The sequence below is a fragment of the Oceanobacillus sp. CAU 1775 genome (assembly GCF_054482815.1).
This window is the reverse complement of record NZ_JBTLRO010000001.1, coordinates 172,431-197,552: the sequence shown is the minus strand read 5'-3', so window position 1 is coordinate 197,552 and position 25,122 is coordinate 172,431. Positions and strand designations below refer to the sequence as shown.

Annotated in this window: 21 protein-coding genes and 1 other annotated feature; of the genes, 14 read left to right on the top strand and 7 right to left on the bottom strand. The window is 36.8% G+C overall.

Annotated elements, in window-relative coordinates; all coding sequences use genetic code 11:
• The first annotated feature begins 119 nt into the window (after positions 1-119).
• The 7 genes from ACXYMZ_RS00965 (at position 120) to ACXYMZ_RS00935 (ending at position 9,323) form a co-directional block, all read left to right on the top strand.
• Positions 120-902: an ABC transporter substrate-binding protein gene (locus ACXYMZ_RS00965; RefSeq protein WP_458946476.1), complete on the top strand. Its 783-nt coding sequence runs from the start codon at positions 120-122 to the stop codon at positions 900-902.
• Between the two features lie 166 nt (positions 903-1,068).
• On the top strand, positions 1,069-2,568 hold the full coding sequence (locus ACXYMZ_RS00960; RefSeq protein WP_458946475.1) for a spore germination protein: 1,500 nt from the start codon (positions 1,069-1,071) through the stop codon (positions 2,566-2,568).
• Complete coding sequence (locus ACXYMZ_RS00955) at positions 2,546-3,631, top strand: GerAB/ArcD/ProY family transporter (protein WP_458946474.1); 1,086 nt, start codon at positions 2,546-2,548, stop codon at positions 3,629-3,631. Before ACXYMZ_RS00960 ends, ACXYMZ_RS00955 begins: the two co-directional genes overlap by 23 nt.
• Before the next feature lie 6 nt (positions 3,632-3,637).
• Positions 3,638-4,759, top strand: coding sequence for a Ger(x)C family spore germination protein (locus tag ACXYMZ_RS00950; protein WP_458946473.1), 1,122 nt, complete (start codon positions 3,638-3,640; stop codon positions 4,757-4,759).
• A gap of 130 nt (positions 4,760-4,889) precedes the next feature.
• Positions 4,890-6,236 carry a cyclic 2,3-diphosphoglycerate synthase gene (locus ACXYMZ_RS00945; RefSeq protein WP_458946472.1) on the top strand — a complete coding sequence of 449 codons (1,347 nt, stop codon included), beginning with the start codon at positions 4,890-4,892 and terminating at the stop codon, positions 6,234-6,236.
• A 322-nt stretch (positions 6,237-6,558) separates the two neighbouring features.
• Entirely contained in the window at positions 6,559-8,181 is a 1,623-nt protein-coding gene (locus ACXYMZ_RS00940) for an anthrax toxin lethal factor-related metalloendopeptidase (RefSeq protein ID WP_458946471.1), read from the top strand.
• A gap of 167 nt (positions 8,182-8,348) precedes the next feature.
• Positions 8,349-9,323: an anthrax toxin lethal factor-related metalloendopeptidase gene (locus ACXYMZ_RS00935; protein WP_458946470.1), complete on the top strand. Its 975-nt coding sequence runs from the start codon at positions 8,349-8,351 to the stop codon at positions 9,321-9,323.
• 36 nt (positions 9,324-9,359) lie between these two features.
• Here ACXYMZ_RS00935 and ACXYMZ_RS00930 read toward each other — a convergent pair whose 3' ends face one another.
• Together ACXYMZ_RS00930 and ACXYMZ_RS00925 are read right to left on the bottom strand one after the other, a co-directional pair.
• Positions 9,360-11,186 (bottom strand): DUF2339 domain-containing protein, encoded by a 1,827-nt coding sequence (locus ACXYMZ_RS00930; protein ID WP_458946469.1) that lies wholly within the window; start codon positions 11,184-11,186, stop codon positions 9,360-9,362.
• A 148-nt stretch (positions 11,187-11,334) separates the two neighbouring features.
• Positions 11,335-12,222 carry a LysR family transcriptional regulator gene (locus ACXYMZ_RS00925; RefSeq protein WP_458946468.1) on the bottom strand — a complete coding sequence of 296 codons (888 nt, stop codon included), beginning with the start codon at positions 12,220-12,222 and terminating at the stop codon, positions 11,335-11,337.
• A gap of 125 nt (positions 12,223-12,347) precedes the next feature.
• Here ACXYMZ_RS00925 and ACXYMZ_RS00920 point away from each other — a divergent pair, with 125 nt between their 5' ends.
• Positions 12,348-13,541 (top strand): coenzyme F420-0:L-glutamate ligase, encoded by a 1,194-nt coding sequence (locus ACXYMZ_RS00920; RefSeq protein WP_458946467.1) that lies wholly within the window; start codon positions 12,348-12,350, stop codon positions 13,539-13,541.
• Positions 13,542-13,596: 55 nt separating this feature from the next.
• Here ACXYMZ_RS00920 and ACXYMZ_RS00915 read toward each other — a convergent pair whose 3' ends face one another.
• Complete coding sequence (locus ACXYMZ_RS00915; RefSeq protein ID WP_458946466.1) at positions 13,597-13,995, bottom strand: PH domain-containing protein; 399 nt, start codon at positions 13,993-13,995, stop codon at positions 13,597-13,599.
• A gap of 57 nt (positions 13,996-14,052) precedes the next feature.
• On the bottom strand, positions 14,053-14,556 hold the full coding sequence (locus ACXYMZ_RS00910; RefSeq protein ID WP_458946465.1) for an LURP-one-related/scramblase family protein: 504 nt from the start codon (positions 14,554-14,556) through the stop codon (positions 14,053-14,055).
• 97 nt (positions 14,557-14,653) lie between these two features.
• Here ACXYMZ_RS00910 and ACXYMZ_RS00905 point away from each other — a divergent pair, with 97 nt between their 5' ends.
• The 6 genes from ACXYMZ_RS00905 to ACXYMZ_RS00880 all read left to right on the top strand — a co-directional run bounded on the left by ACXYMZ_RS00905 (position 14,654) and on the right by ACXYMZ_RS00880 (position 20,787).
• Complete coding sequence (locus ACXYMZ_RS00905; RefSeq protein WP_458946464.1) at positions 14,654-15,676, top strand: aromatic acid exporter family protein; 1,023 nt, start codon at positions 14,654-14,656, stop codon at positions 15,674-15,676.
• A gap of 28 nt (positions 15,677-15,704) precedes the next feature.
• A complete protein-coding gene (menC, locus tag ACXYMZ_RS00900) occupies positions 15,705-16,811 on the top strand; it encodes an o-succinylbenzoate synthase (RefSeq protein WP_458946463.1) in 1,107 nt (368 codons plus the stop codon).
• Between the two features lie 12 nt (positions 16,812-16,823).
• The gene (locus ACXYMZ_RS00895; RefSeq protein WP_458946462.1) at positions 16,824-17,189 is read left to right on the top strand and encodes a TIGR02328 family protein; all 366 of its coding nucleotides are present in this window, start codon (positions 16,824-16,826) and stop codon (positions 17,187-17,189) included.
• Between the two features lie 39 nt (positions 17,190-17,228).
• Positions 17,229-18,017, top strand: coding sequence for a helix-turn-helix domain-containing protein (locus ACXYMZ_RS00890; protein WP_458946461.1), 789 nt, complete (start codon positions 17,229-17,231; stop codon positions 18,015-18,017).
• A 164-nt stretch (positions 18,018-18,181) separates the two neighbouring features.
• The gene (gene glnA, locus ACXYMZ_RS00885) at positions 18,182-19,507 is read left to right on the top strand and encodes a type I glutamate--ammonia ligase (protein WP_458946460.1); all 1,326 of its coding nucleotides are present in this window, start codon (positions 18,182-18,184) and stop codon (positions 19,505-19,507) included.
• 125 nt (positions 19,508-19,632) lie between these two features.
• Positions 19,633-20,787, top strand: coding sequence for a dicarboxylate/amino acid:cation symporter (locus ACXYMZ_RS00880; protein ID WP_458946459.1), 1,155 nt, complete (start codon positions 19,633-19,635; stop codon positions 20,785-20,787).
• A 66-nt stretch (positions 20,788-20,853) separates the two neighbouring features.
• On the opposite strand, the gene argS is transcribed toward ACXYMZ_RS00880, so the two are convergent.
• The 3 genes from argS to ACXYMZ_RS00865 all read right to left on the bottom strand — a co-directional run bounded on the left by argS (position 20,854) and on the right by ACXYMZ_RS00865 (position 25,048).
• Complete coding sequence (gene argS, locus ACXYMZ_RS00875) at positions 20,854-22,542, bottom strand: arginine--tRNA ligase (RefSeq protein WP_458946458.1); 1,689 nt, start codon at positions 22,540-22,542, stop codon at positions 20,854-20,856.
• Positions 22,543-22,591: 49 nt separating this feature from the next.
• Positions 22,592-22,805: a binding site (T-box leader), on the bottom strand.
• Between the two features lie 115 nt (positions 22,806-22,920).
• Complete coding sequence (locus tag ACXYMZ_RS00870; RefSeq protein WP_458946457.1) at positions 22,921-23,397, bottom strand: nucleoside deaminase; 477 nt, start codon at positions 23,395-23,397, stop codon at positions 22,921-22,923.
• Positions 23,398-23,587: 190 nt separating this feature from the next.
• Entirely contained in the window at positions 23,588-25,048 is a 1,461-nt protein-coding gene (locus tag ACXYMZ_RS00865) for a multicopper oxidase family protein (RefSeq protein ID WP_458946456.1), read from the bottom strand.
• Positions 25,049-25,122: the final 74 nt, after the last annotated feature.

The following is a 25,122-nucleotide window of genomic DNA, read 5'->3' as shown; positions in this document are numbered from 1 at the left end:
AAAATTTACTTCTTTCTAAGTAATTTGCATCCATATTTATTAAACTTTCAATTAATGATAAGGTTATGATAAACAAAACGAGTGTATATTTTTATACATTCCCTATTAGGAGGGATTTTATGCCTGAAATTATCGATTATTTAGGAAGAAAATTAAATATAAATGAAAAACCACAGCGAATCATCTCATTAGTGCCTGCAATAACAGAAACTTTATACCATTTAGGTCTCGAAAATAAAATCATTGGTCGAACGAGATTTTGTAAGTTTCCAGAAGACAAAGTAAAATCCGCTGTGAATATTGGTGGAACAAAAGAAATTAAATTAGAAAGAATTCATGAACTAAAGCCCGATTTAATTATTGCCGAAAAGGAAGAAAATACTCCAGAAATCGTTGAAACCTTAGAAAAAGACTATCCCGTATTTGTTTTTGAAATTCAAGACTTTAACGATGTATATCGAATGATTCAGGATGCAGGAAAGATTACTTCTCATCAAGAAGAAGCACATACGCTAGAAACAAATATAAAAACTGCATTCAAAAAAATGCCTAGAGAACAAAATAAACGAGTGGCATATGTCATATGGAAAAAACCATACATGGTCGTTGGTAAAGAAACCTATATCCAGTCTTTATTGGATCATATGGGCTTTATCAATCCATTCATACATATGGAAGGAAGGTATCCCATCGTCACGGAAGAAGACTTATTAGCAGCCGACCTCGATGAGATTCTCCTAGCAACCGAACCTTTTCCTTTTCGAGAAAAGCACTTAGAAGAATTCCAACAGATGCTTCCAGAAGTTAAACCTAGAGTTATTGATGGCGAGATGTTTTGGTATGGCGCGAAAATGGTTGAAGCGGCAGATTATTTTAGAAAAGAGTTTTCAGAGAAACGTTAAGAAATTGATACGTCATCGACTATAAAAATTAGTAATTTTAACCTGAACAAGCACAGAGCTAAGTCTGTGCTTGTTTTGTTTTTTAAATAAATACAAACTCTATGATGTATACATACTCCCTATTAGTACAAGCTAAAAAAAACACCATGAGATAGAGGTGCTAGCGATGGTAGTGAAAAATAAAGAAGATATGAAGCAAATTAATATGCCTACTATTCGACAGAGATTGTCTCTTGAGAATATAAAAAAACAATTAAATAACACGGATGATTTAAAAAGCCGTGACATTCAAATAAAAGAAGAACCATATATCATACTATATATTTCACCCTTGGTTGATCAAGAAAAGCTAGAATCTAAAGTCATTGAACCACTTACAAAATTAAAGGATAACGATATTATAAATGTACTAATCAGCAAGGAAATTAAAGTTATAACTACTAATGAAGAAGCCATAAATGGGTTATTAGAAGGTAACGGACTGTTAATAAAAAGAACAAACCCACAGGAGTGTATCTTGCTGGATGTAGCAGCATCGATTGGAAGAACGATCTCTGAACCTATTATAGAAAAAACAGTTTTAGGACCACATGAAGGCTTTGTAGAAAATATTGATAATAATATCTATTTACTTCGAAAAAGGGTGAAAACACCTCGCTTTACAGTGAAGAAATACACGTTAGGAAATATGGCTACTACAGATGTCTGCTTGGTATATATAGACGAGTTAGCAGATCCCAAAATTCTAAAAGATATAGAAGAAAGAATTCAAAGTATAAGTTTAGATTATATCCGGTCACCAGGAGAAATACAGGATTGTGTGGAAGATCAGACATTTTCCCCTTTCCCTCAACTTTTAGATACGGAGCTTCCTGGGCGGGCATCAGCAAATTTAAAGGAAGGCAAAATAGTTTTAATTGTAGATGGCAACCCAAAAGTGTTGATTTTACCAGCTACATTTGTGATGTTCCTCCAATCACCTGATGATTATACTAGCCGTTGGGAATTAGGATCGTTCTTTAGGTTTCTTAGATTTATAAGTTATTTTACTGCGTTGATTTTACCGGCACTTTATATAGCAATCGTTACCTTTCATTATGAAATCATCCCCATAGAGCTTGTCTATTCCTTTCAATCATCTTTAAGCTATGTACCTTTTAGACCAGTAGTAGAATTGATGACGATGCAGTTGATTTTTGAACTATTAAGAGAAGCATCCATACGTTTACCATCATCTGTTGCCTCAACGTTTGGTATCGTTGGTGCTATCGTAGTTGGAACAGCAATGGTTGAAGCTGGATTTGTTTCCTATGGAGGGTTAACAATCGTTGCCTTGACTGCTGTTTCTTCTTTTGTTCAGCCGAATATGGATATGGGTAGCTCTATTCGCGTCCTTGGGTTTCCATTAATGATTCTAGCAGCAACACTCGGATTTCTCGGGATTATGATAGGGGTTATCGTAATCATGATCCACTTTTCCCGTATTACTTCCTTTGGTGTTCCTTACTTCACTCCCTTTGCTCCATTAAAAGTGAGTGAATTTAAAGACACACTCATTCGAAGTCCTATCTGGTTGAAAAAAGAAATTCAAGAAGATTCTACTCGAATTCAAAAACGAAAAATGGAAAGAGAGTGGAAGTTAAATGAAAGTGAAGACCCGTATTAGTCAGCCTGAACTGTTTTTTATAATAGTACAGACAATAGTAGGGCTCGGTATTCTGTCACTACCCTTTCATGTCTTTAGAATATCTGCTCAAGATGGATGGATTTCAGTATTACTTACAGGACTTTCTATTCCATTCTTCATTTTGTTGATCTGGTTCTTATGTAAAAGGTTTCCTCATCTAACCGTATTTGATTTTAGCAAACTAATTGTAGGTAAAATACTTGGAAGTATCATTAACTTCCTATATATAACTCACCTCTTAATAATTGTTAGTTATATTTTTGTTAATATCAATGATATCTTCATTCGCTGGATTTTTCCTGACACACCAGGATCTATATTTCTTGCTATCGGAATATTGATTCTCATCTATGGGTGTATTGGGAAGATTAAAAATATGGTCTATTTATTTTCCTTTTTATTTGTCTTTGTTTTATTTTTGTTTTTCATTACTCTCTTTACTTTCTTTGATCCTTATTTTGATTTTCGCTACCTTTTTCCTGTGGGTGCCAACGGATTTCGAACGATTCTTCATGGTTCTATTAATGCTATGCCAGCCTTTACCGGTTTTGAAACTTTACTCATTTATTTTGCTTTTGTAAAGCAACCACAGAAACTTTCATCTACTAAGGGATCTATAATTGCAGTACTTTTCATTACTTTGCTTTACACCTATGTAACTTTTATATCAACCATGATGTTTAGTCCACATGAGTTCCCTTTGGTATTAGAACCTGTACTTTTTATGTTGAGAGCAATAGATATTCATGTCATACAGCGTTTGGATTTAGTGTTCTTAATGATTTGGGGAATTGTAATAGCCACCTCTATTATCAGCTACGGCTATGTTGGTAGTATCGGGATTAGTAAATTATTTCATGTGAAGCATAAGCTAGCCGTGTTTTTATCTGGTATAGCAGTCTTTTGCTTATCGATTGTATGTCATAATTATTTAGAAATACACGATTTTAGAGGATGGATTCAGCTATTAACCATTATTTTTGGTTTGATTATCCCTTCCATCCTTCTTTTAATAGCGATTATTTTTAAAAGAAAGGCGTAAACAGCTATGAAGAAAAAAAGGATCATTTTAATATTTCTAATCCTACTCATTTTACCTATTGTAACCGGTTGCTGGAATGAGAGGCTATTGAAAGATATACGCACCGTCTATTTGACAGGGGTAGACTTAGACAAGCAAGGTAACTTTGTAGTAACTGCAGTAATCAGAAATTTAAATATAAGCAATTCAAGTAGAGGGGAAACATCTATCTCAAATGAAGTCTTAGCTGGAAAAGGAAAAAATATTAAAGAAGCCAGTTTAAATTTGGACGTTAGTGTAGCTGGAGACTTTGACCCGGTAAAAGGAAGAACAGTCATTTTAGGTAATGATATCGCAATGGATGATGTTTACTATATTTTTGATTCCCTTTATCGTGAGCCAAGAACAAATGTGAATTCTAAAGTTGTTTTAAGTTCAGAAAGCGCCGAAGAAACCATTCAAAGCTTGAATGAAAATGAAATGGAAAAAGCAGAATACTTTTATGAAATGATTACTAGTAGTGAAGATTTAACACAAATTCCTTCTGTCACGGTGCAAACTGTTGTGAGACACATCTTTGATGAAGGACGAGATTTTTTTCTTCCTTACGTAGAAATCGATGATGAAGATCAGATTTTAAAAGTGCAAGGAACTGCTTTATTCCATGACCGTAGCTTCACAGGAAACTATCTTTCAATAGAAGAAAGCACCTTATTATTACTATTTATGGAAAAGAAAGGCCGAAAGACTGTCCTTACAAATAAGTTGGAACAAACAGAAGATGAAGTCGTTACCTATAGTATAAGTAAAGTAAAAAGAGACCTAGAAGTGACAAAAGAAGAAAAAGTGAATATGGATATCTCTATTGCACTTGATGTAAATATCAACGAGTATCCCCAAGGTATCCTAGATAATCAGGAAAAATTAGAATCTCTGAGTAAACAATTATCAAAACAGCTTACTAAAGAAGCTGAAGGTTTATTTAATAAACTTGCTGAAAGTAAAAGCGATATCCTAGGTTTAGGCAGAGAATTAATTGCCTTCCACCCTTCCATTTGGAATGAAATTAAAGGAGAAAATTACTATGAACAGATTAAAGTAAATCCAAAGGTGGAGATAACAATTTTGAACCAAGGACTTATTCTTTAAGAAAACAACTTCCAACTTATTGGGAGTTGTTTTAATACTTTTCTTTTCTAATAAATATAAAAACTATTGCATAAATATACATAATAAAGTATAATTATAATTATTCTTTTAAAAAGTTGGAGTGAATCAAATGGAAACTAAAAATATAATTATAATTGGTGCGGCTGGAAGAGACTTTCATAATTTTAATACGTATTATCGTGATAACCATGAATATAATGTGGTGGCATTTACTGCTGCTCAAATCCCTGATATAGATGGAAGAAAATATCCAAGCGAATTAGCAGGAGAATTATATCCTGAAGGAATTCCAATATATGCACAGGAACATCTACCAAGTTTAATCAAAGAGTTTGATGTGAATGAATGTGTATTTGCTTTCAGCGATATTAGTTATGAAGACGTAATGGGAATTGGTGCAATTGTAAATGCTGCAGGTGCTGATTTTAAATTACTTGGACCAAATAATACGATGCTAAAAAGTAACAAACCTGTTATTTCCGTTACTGCAGTGAGAACTGGAACAGGGAAAAGCCAGACATCTCGTAAAATCATAGAAACACTACTAAAATATAATCTAAAAGTAGTCGCTATTAGACATCCAATGCCATATGGTGATTTAACTGCGCAACGTGTCCAACGTTTTGCGACAATTGATGACCTTAAAAAGCACAACTGTACAATTGAAGAAATGGAAGAATATGAACCACATGTGGAGAGAGGCAATATCATTTATGCAGGTGTAGATTATGAAGCAATCTTAGAAGCTGCAGAAAATGATCCAGACGGTTGTGATGTCATTGTTTGGGATGGTGGTAACAATGACTTCTCTTTCTATGAGCCTGATTTAGCTGTGACTGTTCTTGATCCCCATCGTCCAGGTCATGAACTCAAATATTATCCAGGCGAGGTCTGTCTAAGAACTACCGATATTGCAATTATTAATAAGGTTGATAGTGCTCCACAAGAAGCAATTGATATCGTAGAAAATAATATTAAAACGGTAAGTCCAAATAGCAAAATTATTAAAGCAGAATCAACGATTACCGTAGATAAACCAGAATTAGTTACTGGAAAACGTGTGTTAATCGTAGAAGATGGTCCGACTTTAACCCACGGAGAAATGAAGCTTGGTGCTGGAACTGTAGCTGCTGAACGTTTAGGTGCAGCTGAAATTGTCGATCCAACTCCATTCCTTGTTGGGTCTTTAAAAGAAACGTTTAAAACGTATCCACATATTGAAAATCTCGTCCCTGCCATGGGATACGGGGAGAAACAATTGAAAGACTTAGAGGATACAATTAATAATTCAGATTGTGATACTGTCATCATTGGTACACCAATTGATTTATCCAGAGTCATTTCAATTAATAAACCTACTGTACGTGTTCATTATGAACTAGATGAAGTAGAAGGCCCTAATCTTGAAGGTATCTTATGTACTTTCATGCAAAAGCATCAGTTAGAACTAGTTTAGTTCGTTTTATAGTGTTCTTTTCACCCCCCTTAAGACAGCCTTAAACACAACTTTAGTTTGAGGCTGTCTTTCTTATAAATTCTTATTGAAATATCTAAGTAAAAGTTTACTCTTTAAAAACTAGTAGATTAGCATTCTAGAGGTTTATCTTCGTTTCACTAAGGGTAGAAAACAAACTACAAAGGTAATTATTTCTAATAGCTACAAAGAGGTCTTTAGAGATAGAACTAGCTTTATAGATTTCGAAATATTAGGCACTTTGTAGGTATTTAAAAATAACTTAGCTATTTTAACCTAAGTCACAATACGGGGAGGTCATCTTATGAAAAACAAAATTCTTATATTCTCCAGTATCTTTATCATGTTGTTCTCAGCGAATGTCATTGCTGAACCCTCTGATGCAGATGAATTTTTAAAAATAGATGAAGCACATAATGAACTAATTGAACTAACACAAGAAGCAAATGCACTCATAGAAATAATCGATGAAACTATAATCGTTTCTGAATTAGAAGCCTCAATTGATAACGTTGAAGAAGCTGTAGCAAATAATCAAGCCACTGAAGCTACCCTTCAAATGTTAGAAGCTGAACTACATACAGAAATTATTCACACCGAAGAACGCTATCAAGAATTTCTCCAATCAGAAGATGAAAGTTTAAACGAGTCAACTACAGAAGAAGAAAACCCAGCAACGCAAGAAAGTGAAGCAATAGACGAACTAATAACAATTGTTACAAATGGTGAGTATGATCGTTCGGAAGCAACAAAAATGGTAGAAAGACTTCAAAGTATCTACCCAGTCTTATACCAAGGTCTTATTGATTCAGGTGTAAAAATGTATCTAGTAAACTTTCCAATTACAGAACTAGAGCAATTTTCCGACCTAGCTGGAAAGATTCCCGCTGGTTGGGAAAATGAAGGGAAAACTTGGGATGACGTACCAGGTGCAGGCGGGATTAACTCTGTTGCGAGAATTGGATACAGTGAGCCACTTATTGAAAATAGTCATGGATCATTTAACTTAGAATTACATGAAATTGGCCATCCTGTTGACCAGTTTGTTTTAGGCAATATTAGTGATTCAGCAGAATTTAAAGAAATTCATCAGGCAGAACAGCTAAATTTCCTTCCAGATGTGTATTTCGATGCACCATCAGAGTATTTTGCTGAAGCGTTCTCTTATTACTTTTTAAGTGATGAAAGTCGTAATCAATTAAGAGTACAGGCACCAAGAACATATAGCTTTTTCCAAAGTCTTTCAGGTGAAGAACAACCGCCAGAGCCTTCTATCGAAAGGCTGACACAAGCAATTGAAGAGTTACGTGCGATGGATGACAGTCTTATTACAGAAGAACTTTATAATGCCTTCGATTATGCAATCACAGTACGTGATAATCCCCTTGCTACCCAAGAGGAAATCGATACAGCTGAGGTGCAGCTACGAGAAGCGATGCAATTTGCAGTAAGTCAGCCGAAAGATGAGGAAGAAGTAATTTCCGTCGACAAAAATCTTTTAAATACAGCGATTGATGAAGCAATCCATCTTGTAGAAGAAACGAGTCCAACAAATTTTATAAACGCATTAGATAATGCTTATATTGTCAGTCAAGATCCATATGCAACACAGGAAGAAGTCGATACAGCTTTAGAAAATTTAGCTACAGAAATAGCTAATGCTCAGTCGGAAAATCCAACAGATCTTTCCGAAGATGAGGTCGATGCTGTAATACATGAGAAGAGTAACGACTCTGAATCAGAGGATATAGTTGTTGCTGCAAGTGGTGGAAGTGAACTACCAAGTACAGCGACACATACTTTTAACTATATATTTGTAGGATTAATGTTGATTATCTTAGGAATAACAACGATGGTTAGTAGAAAGCTTCAACCATTATTTTTAAATAACTATTTAGATGAAAAAAAATTCACTATTTCCCGGTAAAGTTCCTATAGACAGTTGAAAACCTCCCTCAACTGTCTTTTTTATTGGCATTTTTAGTTAGATAGAAGATTTCTCAATTTTGTGATATATTAAATAAAAAACAACAGGTTAGAACAACTTCATATTCCTTTTTAGTAAATTATAAAATATGAGGGGGAAGATATTAGTTGAAAAGAAAATTATACAAAGTCATTACCTTGGTATTACTTTTTGTAGTTGGCTTTTTGTTTTATGGATTTGAGGAAACTTCTGCTGAAAAACAGGTGGAAGAAAAGGTTGATGATCTTTTTATGATTGTGACAAAAGGGGAATATGACCGCGAAGAAGCATTCAAAATGATTGAACGCGTGCAACGCATTCCACCAGATCTCTACAATGGTTTAATCGAAGAGGGTATTGTGTTCAAATTAATAAATTTTCCCATGACAGAACTTGTGGACTTTATCCATTTAAAAGGTGTTGTACCAAGAGGTTATGAAGGTACAGGGAGAACTTGGGATGATGTTGTAGGTGGAGGCGGTCCAGTTACTTTTGGCATCATTGGAAGAAGTGACCCTGTGGAGGGCGTACACAGTTCGATTAATTTAGAATTACACGAAGTTGCACATCCAATTGATTTTTATGTACTCGATGATATTAGCCAATCCAATGAATTTCTCCGTATTCATCGAGAAGAACAACAACATTTCTTAGCAGATGATTATAATGCTTTTCCTGAAGAATACTTTGCGGAATCATTTGCTTATTACTATTTGAGCATTGAAACACATGAAGAATTGAAAGAAAAAGCTCCGAAAACCTATGCATTTATTCAAAACTTAGGTGAACCCATTTCGAAGGATAACCTCAAAACGACGATTGATCGTGCAATGGCTTTAGATGATTCGAAACTCGAAAGCGAGTATCAAGAAGTATTCAAGCTAGCACAATCCACAATGGAAAACCCAATTGCAACACAAATAGAAGTTGATGAGGCAGATGAAAAACTAGCTCTTTTGACAGCAAGTTATATTGCTGAAAAAGAGAATCAAAGGAATTTAATGTTTGCAGCGATTATTATTGGAACATTATCGCTTGGCATTTTTTTATTATTTTATTTACGAAAAAGAAAAAATAAGCTTAAAAAGGAACAAAACCATTAAAGTTTTGTTCCTTTTTTTGTTATTTAATAGCTTCCGTTACTTCGTCTTACCATATATAAAGCGAGATACCAAAATACCAATCAACCCAATGAAAACAAATAAAATGGATCTTGTAGTTAGGCTAATAAAAACTAAATCAAAGAATATCAGCTTCAAGAGTGTAAAGAAGATTAATCCGATACCGAGCATCCGGAACGACTTGAGTTCTCTGCTCATCCCTAAGTAAACAAAAGCTAATGCATATAAAGCCCAACCAGCCGTTGTTAAGAGTACCTGTCCATTATGAGATTCGGTAATTAATTCCCCAGCAAGATAGGAAATGAATTGCAGATGAATCAAAATATTTATCGCAAGGTATACTCTCCTCATCAGAGTAGTCATATCTTTTTTCGTTAAGCGATACAGAACATAAAGCGAAGCGATAATTACAGCCCAGTGGAGCGGCCCAAGTGCTAAATGATAATAATCAAGGTTCGTTAAATAAAGAACATGAACAAGCAAGGCAATAGATACGTTTACATGGAAAAGTGTTTCTTCTTTATTTCTTTGATTAAATATGACATGGAGGTATAGTGTTCCAATTAAGATTCCCCATAAAATTATTCTTTCATATCCATCAATATAGTATTCTGTAACAACGGTAAAGGCTGTAAAATAATAGATGAAATATCCAATAACCTTTTGCATCTTCGATTGGAAAGTATATCCTACATAAACAGCTAAAGTTCCTTGGATAAGAAGAAGAGAACCCATCGCATATTGATTTTCTACCAAATCCAAAGTCAGAACTAAAATACCTAAAGTAGCTAGAGTAGTTCCAATGGAAAGTAATTTGGCATTTTGTTTCAATTTAGCTTGATAAGCAACCCATCCATAACGAATGGTGGTAACAATAAGGTAAACGGTAAATAAATAAGCCAGTTCATAAAACGCAAAGCCCCACTTCGCCCAGAGTATCGTGACAAGGAAGCTAGAGAATAAAAGTGGAAAAGCATTTAATTTTTCTATCTTTCCTTTTATCAACGTATAGAAGATAACTTCATGCTGCATCAAAATTCCTACTGTCATCAGAAGTGCGTGGGCAGGTTCCAACACCCTTGCACCCACAATTAATAAAGCAAAATAGACAACATGTAAAAGAATTGTAGACATATAGAAGAGGATTCGGTAATCGTTACGAATCGCAAACCATAATAAAGCTAGGTAATAGATGAGTTCATATAGAATAATCATATGCAAGGAAGCCGAAGTGCCGAATCCTGCTACTAAGAACGGAATCAAATAACCTGCTATCGCAACCATTACACCCATTGCCTGGGAACGATGCAAATGGGATAAATAAATACCTAAAGCAACCCAAATGACATTTAATATAAATGCAAAGCTAGTCGGAATCATGCTATAAAGGATATGCATGGCAAAGGTTGTAACTAGTAACGTAGCAATAAAACCAACTAACAAAACCTTCCCTAATGCGATGCGATCCTTTTTAATTTGCCTATCTCCTAGGTAATAAAAGAGGCCAGCAACAATAAAACCAATGATAATTCGATTGATTTCATTTAACCATCCAGCATCGATTGCTATTTTGAATCCCCACACAACACCCAAAAGTAAAACAAAGATAAAAATTCGTGGTAGCCATATTTTCCCGATTAGTGTTTCCCAATCTGTTGGTTCCTTTTTCTCTTGTTGCTGGAGATGAGGTGGTACCAACTGTTGATCTGACTCAGGTTCTTGATGCCTACGTACTTTTTCAACTGGAGGGATGCGGGATTTTTTTCTGCCCTCTTTAAGTTGTTCAACTTCTTTTTCCAATTGCGTAATCCGCGCTTCAAGCTTGTCTATTTTATCGTTTTCCATGATTTTCCTTCTCTCCGTTTAGAAGATTTTGAAGATATCTTTATAGCTATTCGCAGTTTAGATATCTTAATAGTAACATAATATTCCAATTACTTTTTCAATAAAAAACGACGAACCATTCTGCGTTCGTCAATATAGAATAGTTTCTTTAAATATTCGGCTCAATACTCCGAACAAATTTCTCTGCAGCTTGTGAAAATGGTGCGGATTTCAATTTTACAATTCCAATATGCCTGCTTGGTATTTCTTCTTCTAGCATAACTTCATGTAGAATACCTTTTTCCAGATACTCCTCTGAAAACTCTCTCACAACGCAAGATATCCCTAGGTTGCTCTTTGCAAAATCCATAATCAATTCATAAGAACCTAGCTCAAAATCAGGTGCAGGCGAGTAGCCTTTCTTTTTAAAAAATCCATCGACATATTTTCTGGAAATCGTATTTTCTTCAAAGAAAATGAGCGGTAATTGCATTAAGTGGTCGAAGCTGATTGCTTGTTTGGATATTCGTTTATATTTATCGCCACAAACGAAGATATCATGAATTTCCATGCAAGGGATCACTTGGAACTGCTCATCATCGATTGGTAAATTACATACCCCTACATCTGCTTGGCCAGCTTTGATATATTCTAAAATCTCTGGGGTTGTTCCGTTAAGGATTTTCAACTTTATACCGGGAAAACGCGCATTAAAATCTTCGAGATAAGGAAGTAAGAAATAGCGTGAAATCGTATCACCTACCGCAATTCTTAATTCCCCCCTTCTCAACCCTTTATATGCTTGAATCATCCCTTCCCCACTATCTAGAATTCCTAGCGCTGCATTTACATGTTCATGCAAGACTTTTCCTTCATTGGTTAGTACTGCTCCCTTGGGTGTTCGATGGAATAGCTTCACTTCAAGTTCTTTTTCTAATCTTGAAATCGCCTGACTAACTGCAGATTGGGTCATATAAAGTTCTTCTGCCGCTTTTGTAAAGCTATTGTTTTTACTCACGATATGAAAAACACGATATAAATCCAAATTTGCAATCATATTAGCTCTCCTAATGTCTGTCATTATTTATATTAATTTTACTTATAACATGGAATAAAGGTATAGTAAAGGTAGATGAAAGTGAATATTAACTCATAACTTTATTATTTAGAGGAGAGATTATTTTGGCAAGAGCAGTTGGAACGACAGCTAGGGGCCTTCGCGCACCCATTATTAATGAAGGTGACGATTTAGAAAAGATTGTTGTAGAGACAGTCTTGAATGCTGCAGAAGTTGAAGGCTATTCCATTAAAGATCGTGATATTGTCTCCATTACTGAATCAATTGTCGCCCGTGCACAGGGTAATTATGCAACGGTTGATGCTATTGCAACAGATATTAAAGAAAAATTTGGTGATGATACAGTCGGTGTCATTTTCCCTATTCTTAGTCGTAACCGTTTTTCAACGATACTTCGCGGGATTGCAAAGGGCTTACAGAAAAAAATCGTGATTATGTTAAGCTTTCCTTCCGATGAAGTCGGGAATCATCTTGTGAGCATTGAAGAACTCGATGAAAAAGAAATCAATCCATGGTCAGATGTTTTAACTGAAAGTGAATTCCGTGAGCATTTCGGTGTTAAAAAACATGCTTTTACTGGAGTGGATTACATTGAATATTACCGAAGTATTGTTGAAGCAGAAGGTATTGAATGTGAAATCATCTTCTCAAATAATACGAAGACAATTTTAGATTATACAAAAAATGTCCTTGCTTGTGATATTCACTCACGATTCCGCACGAAAAAAATGCTGCATAAATACGGCGCAGAGAAAGTTTATGGTTTGGATGACATCCTAAGTAAGTCTATTAATGGTAGCGGATTTAACGAGGAATATGGTTTACTTGGTTCGAATAAAGCAACCGAGGATAGCGTAAAATTATTCCCTAATGCTTGTCAGGCTCTGGTAAATGGCATTCAGGATAAAATTAAAGAAGCAACAGGTAAAATGGTGGAAGTCATGGTTTATGGCGATGGAGCATTTAAGGATCCAGCAGGTAAGATTTGGGAACTTGCAGACCCAGTTGTTTCACCAGCCTACACAAAAGGGCTCGAAGGAACGCCTAATGAAATAAAACTAAAATACCTTGCAGATAATGATTTTTCACACTTGCGCGGGGACGAACTAAAAGCAGCAATCTCCGATTATATTGAAAATCGCGAGGATAAAGCTGTTGATGCAATTGCTGCACAAGGCACAACTCCTCGTAAGATCACTGATTTAATCGGTTCTTTATCCGATCTTACTTCAGGGAGTGGCGATAAAGGAACGCCGTTTGTTTATATACAAGGTTATTTTGATAAGTTTACTGATTGAATTTATGAAGAAACCCACAACGAGAGCCTACTTTCGCTGTGGGTTTTGTTATGTACTAAGGCAGAAGTTTTTCTTCTACTTTTATTTTTGGGTTTTTTTCTAGTAATAATGCAATAAATTCCGATTCTCGTTTGGGAGCAATTAAAGTCCCATTATAATAACCATAATCAATAGCAAGTCTATTCGTTGCTAGAGCAGGAGCTGACCAAATACTATTGCTACTGCTAATTGAATTAATTTCTTCTATCTTTATCCGTGTTCTTAATGGACCACTTCTAACGATAAGTACGTCCTCCTCAACCTTATAGCCAGTTCCAAACGTGACCCAAAGAAATAGACAGAGAAACAATACCCCGAGAATTGCTCCGATGACATCAAGGCTATCGCCAGTTAGGCTGTCGATGATCATGAGCACCATGAGGAGGTTTGTTCCTCCAAGAATAACACCATACATTACATCTATCTTTGACGCGAAATAAATAATATCACCACCATGAACAATTATTTGCTTTTAATTACTGAAATTTGCTGCGTTTGTTGCAGCTGAATCTTCTGCCTTTGCACAATCAATGGCAACGACAAGTGCAATAATTAATGTTTCTTTTGTTTCGTCCATAATTTGTACTTTATAGCTATCGCCCCAACTAAACCATTCCTTATTAACCTGACCGATCACTTCCCCACCCCGAAAGATTTGAAAGTCCATATCCCACCAATTACCAACTACTTCAATATCAGAGGATTCAATGGTAAATTTAGACTTCAAGAAAGTAAATTCTTTTTTAATCATGACTATTTCTTCACCTTGAACATCCACAAAAAATTTAGGTAGAAAAGAGAATGTTTTCTTCGTAATAACCGCTATTTCCTGTCTATTTGTATCCATGATTTGAAAGGTCTTTGGTATCTTCATAAAACTTCCTTCAACAAAATACACATCGTTTTCTTGTGCGTCTTTAATCGTAAACTTCTCTCCAACGCTAAAGACCTTCTGCTTTATAAATAGTTCTTTCATCAAAAGTCCCCCCATTCATGTGCTAGCTACTATTCATACGAAAAATCGGCTGTTTGGTTCCAGAAATCTAAAATATATTTTCACAGGAAAAAACATGATGGGTTATAATAAAGATAACATTCATTTAAATCATCAGGAACAGGAAGGTGCTTATATGGTCGGTATGGGCTATCGCACAATTAAAACAGCAGTTGGTGCAGGAATTGCCATTTGGCTTGCGACTTTGCTCGACTTAGAATTCGCAAGTTTTGCAGCAATCATTGTGATTATGTGCATTGAAAGAACAAGAAAACGAACATTAACGACGATAAGTGATAAGTTTTTCGCATCGATTCTCTCGCTTGTCCTAGGTGTTTTCTTCTTTGAGCTACTTGGTTATAATCCGATTGTCTTTGCTGTCTTTATTTTACTATTCGTCCCTATCCTTATCCAAACAAATTTACAAAGCGGATTTATTACAGCGATGGTTATCGTTTTGCATATTTACACGGTTCAAGAAGCTAGTGTACAGACCGTTTTAAATGAACTTTATATTATTCTTATCGGTATGGGAATTGCGATTCTCGTCAATCTTGTCATGCCAAATCATGAAAAAGATATCCAAAAAAATATGATCCGAGTAGAAGAAAAGTTTGCAACGATCCTTTATGAATTCGCTGCATTTTTAAGGAACAGTCGCAGAGAATGGGATGGTCAAGAACTTCTCGATGTGGAAGAACTTATTAATAAATCGAAAGCGATTGTTATAGAAGATATTGAAAATCATTTTTTCCGTGCCGATAATAAAGACTATAATTATTATCAGATGCGCGGGGATCAATTAGAAATATTAAAGAGAATGGTAGCGATTGTCGGTATTGTCTCTACCGCCAAGGTTAATGTGAAACAACGAGGAATGCTAGCGGATTTTTTCGAATATATTAGTGAGAATGTACACTCAGGTGCAACAATTGATGAGTCATTGCAGCGTTTAGAGGTGTATGAAGAATCAATTCGTGAAACAGAACTTCCAAAAACAAGAGAGGAATTCGAGGTCCGCGCGAATTTATTTTATTTGAACTTTGAAATTAAAAATTATTTGACGATTAAAAAGCGTGTTTTTATGAGAATGGAAAGATAGTTATTGTTAGCAACTGGAGGTAGCGGCATTGAAAATAACAAGTGTAATCATTCATCATTTACAAATGAAAATGAAAAATCCATTTAAGACGAGTTTCGGCACGTTGCAAAATAAAGAGTTTTTACTACTTGAAGTAACAGATGCAGATGGGACGATCGGTTGGGGAGAAGCCGTTGCATTTGATACGCCATGGTATACGGAAGAAACCGTGAAAACAACTTGGCATATGTTAGAGGATTTTTTAATTCCCTTACTTTTAAATCGTGAAATCAGTCATCCAGATGAAGTCAGTGAAATTTTTTCCCCTATTCGTAAAAACAACATGGCGAAAGCGTCAATTGAAGGCGCGATTTGGGATATTTATGCACAGCAAACCAATCAATCTCTTGCTCAAGCATTGGGCGGTACCAAGGAAAGAATTGAAGTTGGGATTAGTATTGGGATTCAAGATTCCCCTGAAAGATTAGTGGAAGTTGTTGGGAATTATGTAGAGCAAGGATATAAACGTGTGAAGGTGAAGATTAAGCCTGGGCTAGAAATAGGTATTTTAAAGACATTGCGTGAGCATTTTCCTGATACTGCTATGATGGCTGACGCAAATTCAGCGTATAGATTAGAGGACTTGGAGCTTTTAAAACAACTGGATGAATTTAATCTTACGATGATCGAGCAACCGTTAGATGCGGATGATATTATCGACCATGCCAAGCTACAAAAAGAAATACGTACGCCAATTTGTCTTGATGAAAGTATTTGTTCTTTGGAAGATGCAAGAAAAGCAATCGAACTCGGCAGTACAAAGGTTATTAATATTAAAATTGGGCGGGTTGGCGGGTTGACCGAAGCCAAGAAAATTCATGATTATTGTGAGACTAAAGGGATTCCTGTCTGGTGTGGTGGCATGCTAGAAGCAGGGATTGGACGTGCGCATAATATTGCTTTAACCTCGCTTTCTAATTTTGATTTGCCTGGAGACACTGCGGGTTCTAGTCATTATTGGGAGAAGGATATTATTTTACCAGAAGTTGTGGTGAATGATGGCTATATTGAAGTTCCACAAGTAGCGGGGATCGGTTATGAGATCGATAGAGAAACGGTTGAAGCATTTACGATTGGAAAGAAAATTTATCGCTAAGGAGATGATGAAATGTGCTTATGGCATGAGGCTTTACTTGAGAAATTACCTAGGCAACAGCTACTCGGGCAACATCGAGAGTGTGCGGCATTGCGCGGAAATGGTTGGGGTAAAAAACACGCGACAGTAGATTATGTCTTCACGCATTCTCCTTATAAGCTGTACCTTTACCATATGAAGGTTATCAATGAAATGAAGCACAGAGGTTATCAGGTTGACCCATTATGGGAGGATCCCTATTATCGCGGAAAAGTTTCAGAGCCTCATACAGAAGAGACATTAATGAAAGAAAATGTGGATGACTTTTATCCGGAACATGATGATGATTATCTAGAAGAATGCATTCATAATTTGCAGCAGAAGGGGATTTTTATTTAAATTTTTGTTGCGTGTATATTTTATATAGGGGGATTTTTTATGATTCACTTGAATCCAGAAAGCTTCGTTTTAAAGCCTTCTTTTGCGACGATTCATTGTGAGACGAATTGGAAATGGAGAATGCGAAACACGCCAATGCCGAACTTTGATTTATTTTATGTTTGGAATGGTGAAGGTGAATTACGGTTGAATGGCAAAGATTTTCCGCTCCATAAAGGTACTTGTTTCTTATTTCAACCGGGTGATGTTACTTCGGCAACACATCATCCCCAGAATCCCCTTGTTTTAACTTATATCCATTTTGATGTTTCCGCAGCCGTTCGTATGATTCCAGCTTCGTTTCGTATAATTGAAAATACGATTAGTTTTGAAGCATTGCTATCGCAATATGTACGTCTTTTATTAGTAAAATCATATGGCGCGGAAATGGAAGCCAGGTTAATTTTAAAACAATTGATGATTCGTTTGCTTAGAGAGGACCTGGATAGCATTGAAGAAGTCGAAGTAAGCAGCACGAATCTTTTTGAGAAAATCAGTGAGATCGCAAACTATATTCAGCAACATCCTGGAAAATCCCACTCACTCGAAAGTCTTGCAGCTCGAGCAAATTTATCCGAGCGCTACTTTTCACAAAAGTTTAAAGAAATTACTGGGCATACCGTGAAGCACTTTATCGTCATGTCACGAATTCAACGAGCAGAGCATCTCCTTCATTTTACAGGAATGAGCGTCACAGAAACCGCAGCAGCACTCGGCTACAACGACTTACACTTTTTCAGCAGACAATTCAAACAATACACAGGAAAGAAACCATCCGAATTGCGGTGATACATGGGGACGGTTCTCCTGTTGCACTGAGTGCGACAGGAGAACCGTCCCCATGTATCATTATATTTATGTAAAAAAGTGCAAATTTTTTACTGTTTATTCCAAATACACCTCTTTATTTTCTTGGTAAAATAGCAAAATAAAAATTTAGGGGGAGTAATGTAATGAACAGAAATGAGATTTTGGAAGTCGTGAAGGAACAAAATGTCCAGTACATTCGTCTACAATTCACGGATTTATTTGGAACGGTGAAAAATGTGGAAATCCCTATTAATCAATTGCAGAAAGCGTTAGATAATAAAATGATGTTTGATGGCTCTTCGATTGAAGGTTTTGTGCGTATAGAGGAATCGGATATGTATCTGTACCCTGATTTAGATACATTCGTTATTTTTCCATGGGGCTCAGAAAAAGGGAAAATTGCACGGTTTATCTGTGATGTCTACCATCCAGATGGAACGCCGTTTGAAGGTGATCCTCGAAATAATTTAAAACGTGTGTTGAAGGAAATGGAAGCACTTGGATTTACAAATTTTAATGTTGGTCCAGAGCCTGAATTTTTCTTATTTAAACTGGATGAGGCTGGCGAACCGACGTTAACATTGAATGACCATGGAGGTTACTTTGATCTTGCCCCAACTGATTTGGGAGAGAATTGCCGACGTGAGATTGTTTTAGAACTTCAAGCTTTGGGCTTTGAAATTGAAGCATCTCACCATGAGGTGGCTCCTGGACAACATGAAATTGATTTTAAATATCAAGATGCCTTAAAAGCATGTGATGACATACAGACCTTTAAATTAATTGTGAAAACAATTGCTCGGAAACATGGATTACATGCTACATTCATGCCGAAACCACTATTTGGCGTTAACGGCTCAGGAATGCATTGTAACTTAAGTTTATTTAAAGGGAATGAAAATGTATTTTATGACCCAAATGGAGATTTGGAATTAAGTGATACCGCTCGGAGCTTTCTAGCAGGACTACTTCATCACGCGAATAATTTTACTGCCATTACGAATCCGATTGTAAATTCTTATAAACGATTGGTTCCTGGCTATGAGGCGCCTTGTTATATTGCATGGTCTGCCCGAAATCGAAGCCCACTGATTCGTATTCCTGCTTCACGTAAGTTGAGTACAAGAGTCGAGCTTCGTAGTGTCGATCCAGCCGCAAATCCATATCTAGCAATGGCAGTGTTGTTAGCTGCTGGGTTAGATGGTGTGAAGAGTCAGCTGACAGCACCCGAACCAGTAAATCAAAATATTTATGCGATGTCTAAAGAGGAAAGAAAAGAAGCAGGGATCGGGGATTTGCCTTCTTCGTTAATAGAAGCCCTCGATTATTTAAAAGCAGATGATGTGATTAAGAACGCCTTAGGAGAACACTTATATAATCATTTTGTAAAAGCAAAACAAATAGAAGCAGATAATTTTCGCATCACCGTGCATCCGTGGGAGCGCGAGCAATATATGAAGCAGTATTAATGAGACATGGGGACGGTTCTCTTGTTGCAGTGAGTGCAACAGGAGAACCGTCCCCATGTTTCACTCTTGCTAAATAATCGGAAAATGCTATTATTGTATCTAACTTATAGAAAAGGAGTGAAAGAATGAGATTAATTGTTAAGTTATTACTTGGTATTATTATTGGTATTATTATTGGTTTAATTGCTCCCGAGTTTCTACTTCGAGGAATTGTTACTTTTAAAGATATTTTTGGACAATTTCTTAACTTTGCAATACCATTAATTATTGTCTTTTTCGTTGTTAGTGGGATTGCTAGTTTTGGTAAGGAATCAGGGAAAATGCTGGGTTATACTGCGGGGATTGCTTATGCATCAACAATTATCGCTGGAACTTTAGCATTTATTGTTGCTCTTTTAGTCCTTCCTTCAATCTTAAGTAATGGAGGGGCATCTGCTCAAGAAACTGTCGGATTTGAGGCTTTCTTTACTGTAGAAATTGATCCAATTATGGGTGTGATGACTGCGCTTGTCTTGGCATTCGTACTTGGAATTGGAATTACTCAACTCCCTAGCCCGACGATTAAAGGTTTTTTTGATGAAGGTAAGGAAATCATTGAGAAGATGATTTGGAAAGTTATCATTCCAATTTTACCATTTTATATTGGAAGCATTTTTGCAGAGATCGCTGCTGATGGTGCGGTTGTCGACACATTGCAAGCCTTTGGTCTTGTCCTTGTATTGGCTGTTGCTATGCATTGGGTCTGGCTGATTATTCTCTACGTAATCGCAGGTACATATACTGGAAAAAGTCCATTTTCCTCACTTAAAACGATGCTCCCTGCCTACTTTACTGGTTTAGGAACAATGTCGAGTGCAGCCACAATCCCAGTTACCGTTCGTTCTACCAAAAACAATAAAGTAAGTGATGCAGTTGCTGATGCAGCAGTTCCATTATCAGCTACCATTCACTTATCTGGGAGTACTATTACTCTAGTAACTTGTTCTGTAGCAGTCATGGCTTTAGCGAATAATATGGAACTACCGACATTTGGGTTGATGATGCCATTCATCCTTATGCTTGGTATTATTATGATCGCTGCTCCAGGCGTACCGGGTGGTGCTGTAATAGCTGCCTTAGGACTTTTAGGTACAATGCTTGGATTTGACGAAACAGCTCTCGGCCTAATGATTGCATTATATATGGCACAAGATAGCTTCGGTACCGCAGCTAACGTAACAGGCGATGGTGCCATTGCAATGATGGTAGATAAAATAGCAAATAAAAATAAATCTGCTTAAATGAGACATGGGGACGGTTCTAATGTTGCACTGAGTGCGACACGAGAACCGTCCCCATGTTTCATTCTACATTTCTTCTGGTGCTTGGATTCCTAATAGTCTTAGGCTTTCTTTTAGGACTATTTGAGTTGCGTGGACGAGGGATAGTCTTGCTTGTTTATGTTCTTCGTCATCTAAAATACGGACGGAGCCGTAGTATTTATTAAATGTTTTCGCTAATTCGAGTACATATTTGGCGATTTGAGATGGATCATTTCCTTTATGAGCTCGCCCTACTGTTTCTGGGAAATCGAGTAGATTTTTCACGATTGGCCATGCTGCTTCATCAGTAATTTTCGCTGATTCACTCTGTTCCACATAATTTCCTTTTCTTAAAATAGAGCTTGCACGGGCATGTGTATATTGGACGTAAGGCCCTGTTTCCCCCTCAAATTTGAGCATTTCTTCTAGAGAAAATTCCACATCGTTGAGACGGAAGTTTTTCAAATCATGAAAAATTACTGCGCCTGTTCCGACTTGATGGGCAACGGATTCTCTTGATGCCAGAGTTGGATTTTTATCCATAATATTTTGGTTTGCCAGCTGAATAGCGTCTTTCAATACATCCTCTAATAATACGACCTTCCCTTTTCTTGTGGACATTTTCTTTCCGTCTTTGAGCATCATTCCAAATGGTACATGCTCAAGTCCTTCATGCCAGTCAAAGCCCATTTTCTCTAGCACTGTAAAAATCTGCTTAAAGTGTAAGGCTTGTTCATTGCCGACTACATATAATGATTTTTTAAAATTATACGTATGCTGTCGATAAATTGCCGCAGCCAAGTCACGTGTCGCATATAATGTTGTGCCATCTCTTTTCTTGATTAAGCAAGGTGGTAAGTCATTTGGCATTTCGACTACTTTTGCACCGTCAGAGTCATTTATTAGCTGCTTATCTTCAAGTAATTTTACTACAGCATCCATTTTATCATTATAAAAAGCTTCCCCATGCGTTGAATCAAATTGCACGCCTAATAAATCATATATCTTCGAGAATTCCTTTAATGATTCCTCTCTAAACCATTTCCACAATTCTAAAGCTGACTCATCACCATCCTCTAAACGCTTAAACCATAATCTTCCTTCATCATTTAAATTTTCATCGGATTCTGCTTCCTCATGAAAACGCACATATAATTTCAATAACTCTTTAATCGGATTTTCTTTAACAAGTTGCTCATCTCCCCATTTTTTATAAGCAACAATTAACTTACCAAATTGCGTTCCCCAGTCACCCAAATGATTGATTCGTACAACTTGATAGCCACTTTTTTCAGCAATTAAAGCTAAAGAATTTCCAATCACTGTTGAGCGCAAATGTCCCATCGAAAAAGGCTTCGCAATATTTGGGGAGGAGAAGTCAATGGTGATGGTTTCTTGATTTCCAATTTCTATGTTTCCGAAGGCTGCTTTTTTCTTGAGCACTTCATCTATGACAGTAGCGGAAACTTCCTCTTGATTGAAATAAGCATTAATATACCCATTAACAACTTCTATCTTTTGAATGATCGTTGGTAATTTAAGCTTTTCAGCAAGTTCAGTTGCAATAATATTTGGAGATTTTCGGAAAACTTTGGCCAATTCAAAACAAGGAAAAGCTAAGTCTCCCATATTATTGTATTTTGGTTTCTCAATCATGCTTGAGATTTTTTCTAAATCTAACTCGTCTTTTAATTCGTCATGTAAAACTTTTGCAAATTCCTTTTTCATATTCATGCTCGTTTCCTCCTATAAAATTAAAAAACTCCCGCCTCTTTTTCATAAGAAAAGAGACGGGAGTTTTATTTTCCCGCGGTACCACTCAATTTGTTCATAGAAACCACTCTATTTGATAACGAGGCTCATCCCCGACCAACCCTACTAATGTTCAGGTAAGTATCTACAAAGTGCGGTTCACTACTCGCTTCATCATCAGGCTCCCACCATCCCTGATTCGCTTCATATCCACAAATAGTTACTCTCTTTGTCATCGACGTTAAAAATATAATTTAGTTTATTATAAGACTATTTCCAAAAAAAGCAAGAGCAAAGTGAGACATGGGGACGGTTCTCTTGTTGCACTGAATGCAACAGGAGAACCGTCCCCATGTTGCATTATTTCGAGTGAAACGCTACTTGCAGTTCACGAACTTTCTCTGCTAAGTCTTCAACTGGGCCATTCACAACTACGTCTCGAACGACTTCTTCTATTGGTAAGTTTCGAACACGTGAGGGTCCGACTCCCAACTCTGTTAACCACTCAACCAGCTGCTCTGATGAACTTGCATATACAATTCTACCTAAACCAACCCATCCATGAGCTGCGGCACACATCGGACAATGTTCTCCTGAAGTATAAACTGTTGCCAAGCTTCGTTCTTCTGGCGTCATATTCTCAGCTGCCCACCGGGCCAAAGCAAATTCTGGGTGCTGGGTGTGGTCACCACCTGCAACATGATTATGGTCTTCAGCTAGAACTTCGCCGTCTACAGAAACAAGTACAGATCCGAATGGCTCATCACCTTTTTCTAGAGCTGTTCTCGCTAGTTCTATGCAACGTTCTAAATGCTTGCGATCAATTTCTGTAATCATTCTGCCATCTCCCTCTAGATTTATTGAATATATTATCTACAAGCATACTATTCTACCTCTTATTTTTCAAAATTTTGAAGCGCCAAAAAACCCAACCTACACATATGTAAGTTGGGTTTAATGAGACATGAGGACGGTTCTCTTGTTGCACTGAGTGCGACAGGAGAACCGTCCCCATGTTGCATTTATATTAATGTGCGTGGTCTTCGAAGTCTCCTTCTAATTCAAGCGGAACTTCATCTTCTGTTCCGGGTTCAACAAGTAAGAACTGCCCCATCATGCCGGAGTCTTCATGCAATAATATATGACAATGGTACATTAGTGGATTATGCAAATCCTGATAATCGGCAAACTCAATTACAATTTTTACACTCGCACCTGATGGCACAAAAACAGTATCCTTCCTACCGCTTTCATATTCATTTGGTGGATCTCCGTTTACCTCTACCACGCGGAAGGCTGCCGTATGGACGTGGAAGTTATGCTCTGGGCCCATATTATTAATTTCCCAAACTTCTGTTGTACCTGCGCCGACAACTTCATCAATACGACTCATATCCATTTTCTTACCATTGATATCATTGTCACCAGTTAAAGTGAAATGTCTTATCGTAGGGTTCTCTGGTTCTTCAATCGGTGGCACACTAGAAATCTCGCGAGGCAAAGCTTCTGACTCTTCTAATTCAGGTGCTGCGACCATTTTTACCAAATCAAATTCCCCACTACCAATTCCAACATTCCCGTTAAAACTACGGAAAATAACTTCCTCGCCAGGTTCAAAATGAACAACAATTTCTGCACGCTCTCCAGGACTTAGCATTACTCGGTCTAACGTAATCGGTTCATTTAAAAGACCTACATCATTCCCGACAATATCGAATAGTCTATCATCCGTAAAACCAAAATTATATGCCCTTGTGTTCGACCCATTCAACACACGGAAACGAACTTTTTGTGTAGTGACTTCAAAATATGGATCATGGGTACCGTTAATTAATATTTCATCCCCCATAACACCATGAACACCTTCATATTCCATCGTCATTTGTCCGTCTTCTGTAAAATCTTTATCCTGTACAATTAATGGAATATCGTCCACTCCATATTCATGAGGTAATTTATCCGAATCCTCATCTTCAATGAGAAATAATCCAGATAGTCCCCAGTAAACATGTGGCCCAGTGTTCCCGTGTAGATGTGGGTGGTACCAGTTCGTAGCTGCTGGCTGGTCAATCGTCCAATGCGGTGACCATGTTTCACCATCTTCAATTATTTGATGTCCCCCACCATCCATTTCTGGAGGTAGCATCATGCCATGCCAATGTAACGTTGACGGTTCACCTAGATCGTTATTCACATCAAAAGAAACTTTATCTCCACGTTCCACACGAACGGTTGGACCAAGATAAGTTCCATTGATTCCCGCAGTGTCTGTCATCACCCCGGAGAAAAATTCTGTCTGTCCTTGTGCCATTGTTAGGTCAAAATGTTTTGTACCGTCAGCTTCTATGGTAGGTTCCGCAAGCTCCGGTATTTTCAAAGGATTCTTAAATTCCAATTCCCCAACATTCGTGACAAGGTCGTTATTACTACAACCAACTAAAAAGAATATGAATAAAACAATGACTGTAAATTTATGTTGTATTTTCAATCTATATTAAACTTCCTCTCTGTAATCTAGGTTTCACTAACTCTTCTATTTTAACCTATTTTCACGTTGAGTAG

Coding starts and splice junctions, on each gene's coding strand:
- ACXYMZ_RS00965 (WP_458946476.1), top strand. CDS start 120: ATGCCTGAAATTATCGATTATTTAGGAAGAAAATTAAATATAAATGAA.
- ACXYMZ_RS00960 (WP_458946475.1), top strand. CDS start 1,069: ATGGTAGTGAAAAATAAAGAAGATATGAAGCAAATTAATATGCCTACT.
- ACXYMZ_RS00955 (WP_458946474.1), top strand. CDS start 2,546: ATGAAAGTGAAGACCCGTATTAGTCAGCCTGAACTGTTTTTTATAATA.
- ACXYMZ_RS00950 (WP_458946473.1), top strand. CDS start 3,638: ATGAAGAAAAAAAGGATCATTTTAATATTTCTAATCCTACTCATTTTA.
- ACXYMZ_RS00945 (WP_458946472.1), top strand. CDS start 4,890: ATGGAAACTAAAAATATAATTATAATTGGTGCGGCTGGAAGAGACTTT.
- ACXYMZ_RS00940 (WP_458946471.1), top strand. CDS start 6,559: ATGAAAAACAAAATTCTTATATTCTCCAGTATCTTTATCATGTTGTTC.
- ACXYMZ_RS00930 (WP_458946469.1), bottom strand. CDS start 11,186: ATGGAAAACGATAAAATAGACAAGCTTGAAGCGCGGATTACGCAATTG.
- ACXYMZ_RS00925 (WP_458946468.1), bottom strand. CDS start 12,222: ATGATTGCAAATTTGGATTTATATCGTGTTTTTCATATCGTGAGTAAA.
- ACXYMZ_RS00915 (WP_458946466.1), bottom strand. CDS start 13,995: ATGTATGGTGTTATTCTTGGAGGAACAAACCTCCTCATGGTGCTCATG.
- ACXYMZ_RS00910 (WP_458946465.1), bottom strand. CDS start 14,556: ATGAAAGAACTATTTATAAAGCAGAAGGTCTTTAGCGTTGGAGAGAAG.
- ACXYMZ_RS00905 (WP_458946464.1), top strand. CDS start 14,654: ATGGGTTATAATAAAGATAACATTCATTTAAATCATCAGGAACAGGAA.
- ACXYMZ_RS00895 (WP_458946462.1), top strand. CDS start 16,824: ATGTGCTTATGGCATGAGGCTTTACTTGAGAAATTACCTAGGCAACAG.
- ACXYMZ_RS00890 (WP_458946461.1), top strand. CDS start 17,229: ATGATTCACTTGAATCCAGAAAGCTTCGTTTTAAAGCCTTCTTTTGCG.
- glnA (WP_458946460.1), top strand. CDS start 18,182: ATGAACAGAAATGAGATTTTGGAAGTCGTGAAGGAACAAAATGTCCAG.
- ACXYMZ_RS00880 (WP_458946459.1), top strand. CDS start 19,633: ATGAGATTAATTGTTAAGTTATTACTTGGTATTATTATTGGTATTATT.
- argS (WP_458946458.1), bottom strand. CDS start 22,542: ATGAATATGAAAAAGGAATTTGCAAAAGTTTTACATGACGAATTAAAA.
- ACXYMZ_RS00870 (WP_458946457.1), bottom strand. CDS start 23,397: ATGATTACAGAAATTGATCGCAAGCATTTAGAACGTTGCATAGAACTA.